Below are 3,249 nucleotides of genomic sequence, written 5' to 3'. Positions count from 1 at the left end.
AGCTGTCGACCGCGTCCATCAGGGCGGTGATCTTCTGGCCCCACTCGCTGTTCGGGTCGCCCGACTCCAGCGCCTTGAGCCCCGAGCCCGCGATGATGGGAATGTCGTCGCCCGGGAAGTCGTACTCGCTGAGCAGCTCGCGAACCTCAAGCTCCACCAGCTCCAGGAGCTCCGGGTCGTCCACCATGTCGACCTTGTTCAGGAAGACCACGATGTACGGCACGTTCACCTGGCGCGCCAGCAGGATGTGCTCGCGCGTCTGGGGCATGGGGCCGTCGGCCGCCGACACCACCAGGATGGCTCCGTCCATCTGCGCCGCGCCCGTGATCATGTTCTTCACGTAGTCGGCGTGGCCGGGGCAGTCGACGTGCGCGTAGTGGCGCGCCTCGGTCTGGTACTCCACGTGCGCGGTGCTGATCGTAATGCCGCGCGCGCGCTCCTCGGGAGCCTTGTCGATGTTGTCGAAGCTGATGAAGTCGGCGAGCCCCTTGGCTGCCTGGATCCGCGTGATCGCGGCCGTCAGCGTGGTCTTGCCGTGGTCCACGTGCCCGATGGTGCCCACGTTCACGTGCGGCTTGTTGCGCTCAAACTTGGCCTTGGCCATTGGTTTGAATCCTCATTTTCGAGGTGGTGGAGAAATGGATGGCTGAATGGATTCCGCCCGGGCGGCGCGTCTTGCGCGCCCCCGGGCCGGCGAACCGCCTCAGCCGCGGCTCGGGTGGTCCGGCGTCTCCGCGCCGGGTCCCAAGAACAGCACACCTCACCGCCTCAGCCGCTGCGGCAAGGTGCTCGTGCCCCAAAAATCCGGGGGCAAGACGCGAAGAATAGCGACAGTTGCCCCAAACGTCAACCCCCGGCTCACCCCAAGCCTCGTAAAAACAGGTTCACGCAGAGGCGCAGAGAAAACGGAGAGGACGCAGAGGAACTCACCGGAGCCCTCTGCGTCCTCTCTTTTCCCTCTGCGACCTCTGCGTGAAACTCTTTTCAGCCTACTGAGGGAACGAAGATCAGCCGCGGACCTTGGCCACGATCTCTTCGGCCTTGCTCTTGGGCACTTCCTCGTACTGCGCGAACTGCATGCTGTACACGGCGCGGCCCTGCGACATCGAGCGGAGCGACGTGCTGTAGCCGAACATCTCGGACAGCGGCACCATGGCGTTGATCACCTGGGCCTCGCCGCGCTGGTCCATCCCCTGGATCTTGCCGCGGCGGCTGCTCAGGTCGCCGATCACGTCGCCCATGTAGTCCGACGGGGTGATCACTTCCACGCTCATCACCGGCTCCAGCAGCACCGGCTGGGCGCGGCGGGCGGCCTCCTTGAAGGCCATCGACGCGGCGATCTTGAACGCGATTTCCGACGAGTCGACGTCGTGGTAGCTGCCGAAAACCAGCTGCACCTTGACGTCGACCATGGGGTAGCCGGCCAGCACGCCGGTGTCCATGGCCTCGCGAAGCCCCTGCTCGCTGGGCTTGATGAACTCGCGGGGAATCACGCCGCCCACGATCTTGTCCTCGAAGACGAAGCCCTGCCCCGGGTCGGCCGGCATCATGTTGATGACGACGTGGCCGTACTGGCCCGAGCCGCCGGTCTGGCGGACGAACTTGCCCTCGACCTTTTCCACCAGCTTGCGGATCGTCTCGCGGTAGGCCACCTGCGGACGGCCCACGTTGGCGTCGACCTTGAACTCGCGGAGCATGCGGTCCACCAGGATTTCCAGGTGGAGCTCGCCCATGCCGGAGATGATGGTCTGGCCCGTCTCCTGGTCGGTGTGAACCCGGAAGGTCGGGTCCTCGTCGGCCAGGCGGCGCAGCGCCTCGCCCATCTTGTCCTGGTCGACCTTGGTCTTGGGCTCGATGGCGACGTCGATCACCGGCTCCGGGAACGTCATGCTCTCCAGCACCACCGGGTGCTCCGGGTCGCAGAGCGTGTTGCCGGTGGTGGTGTCCTTGAGGCCGATGGCGGCGGCGATGTCGCCGGCGCGCACCTCGGGGATCTCCTCGCGCTTGTTGGCGTGCATCTGGAGGATGCGGCCCAGGCGCTCGCGCTTGCCCTTGGTGCTGTTCAGCACGTGCGAGCCCGAGCTGATGACGCCCGAGTACACGCGGAAGAACGTGAGCTTACCCACGAAGGGGTCGGTGGCGATCTTGAACGCCAGCGCCGAGAAGGGCTCGTCGTCGGTCGCGTGGCGCTCGATGGCCGCGTCGTCGTTCTCCGGGTCCGTTCCCTTGATGGCCGGGATGTCGACCGGGGCCGGCAGGTAGTCGATCACCGAGTCCAGCAGCTGCTGCACGCCCTTGTTCTTGAACGCCGAGCCGGTGAGCACCGGCACGATGGCGCCCGAGATGGTGGCGTTGCGGATGGCGCGGCGCAGCTCGGCCTCGGGGATCTCCTCGCCCTCCAGGTAGCGCTCCATGAGCGCCTCGTCGTGCTCCACCGAGCCCTCGACCAGCGCGAAGCGGGCCGCGGCGGCGCGCTCCTTCAGCTCTTCGCGGATGGGCTGCTCCGTCCAGTTCTTGCCCATGGTGCTGTCGTCGTAGATCAGCTCCACCTGGCGAAGGACGTCGACGATGCCGACGAACTTCTCGCCGTCGCCGATGGGGAGGTGGATGGGCATGGGGTTGGCCCCCAGCCGGTCGACGATCATGGCCACGCAGCGATCGAAGTTGGCGCCGGTGCGGTCCATCTTGTTCACGAAGCAGATGCGCGGCACGCCGTACTTGTCGGCCTGGCGCCACACCGTCTCGGACTGCGGCTCTACACCCGCCACCGCGTCGAACACGCAGACGGCGCCGTCGAGCACGCGGAGCGAGCGCTCCACCTCGACGGTGAAGTCCACGTGCCCCGGGGTGTCGATGATGTTGATGCGGTACATCTGGTCGAAGCGCGACCACTGGCACGTGGTGGCGGCCGACGTGATGGTGATGCCGCGCTCCTGCTCCTGCTCCATCCAGTCCATCGTGGCCGCACCTTCGTGCACCTCGCCGATCTTGTGCGTACGGCCGGTATAGTACAGGATGCGCTCGGTGGTGGTCGTCTTGCCGGCATCGATGTGCGCCATGATGCCGATGTTGCGGTACTTCTCGAGCGGTGTGGTGCGGGCCATTGGATTTCGTCTATCGGTAGCGGAAAACACGGGGCGCAAAGGGCAGTTTCGCCCTTCGCGCCGCCGCGGCTTCCTGATCGATCAATTCAGCCGGGCAAGCGCCCGGCCTGCCTTTACCAGCGATAGTGGGCGAACGCCTTGTTGG

2 protein-coding genes are annotated in these 3,249 nt (G+C 66.1%); both read right to left on the bottom strand.

From position 1 onward, the window contains the following. The coding region (locus tag VIB55_RS12815; protein ID WP_331877042.1) for a GTP-binding protein at positions 1-604 on the bottom strand (604 nt) is incomplete at its 3' end. A 403-nt stretch (positions 605-1,007) separates the two neighbouring features. Then, on the bottom strand, positions 1,008-3,104 hold the full coding sequence (fusA, locus tag VIB55_RS12810; protein ID WP_331877041.1) for an elongation factor G: 2,097 nt from the start codon (positions 3,102-3,104) through the stop codon (positions 1,008-1,010). Between the last annotated feature and the right edge of the window lie 145 nt (positions 3,105-3,249).

Source organism: Longimicrobium sp., assembly GCF_036554565.1.
Taxonomy (GTDB): domain Bacteria; phylum Gemmatimonadota; class Gemmatimonadetes; order Longimicrobiales; family Longimicrobiaceae; genus Longimicrobium.
Note: the sequence above shows the minus strand (reverse complement) of the source record. Positions and strands in the feature narration are given on the sequence as shown.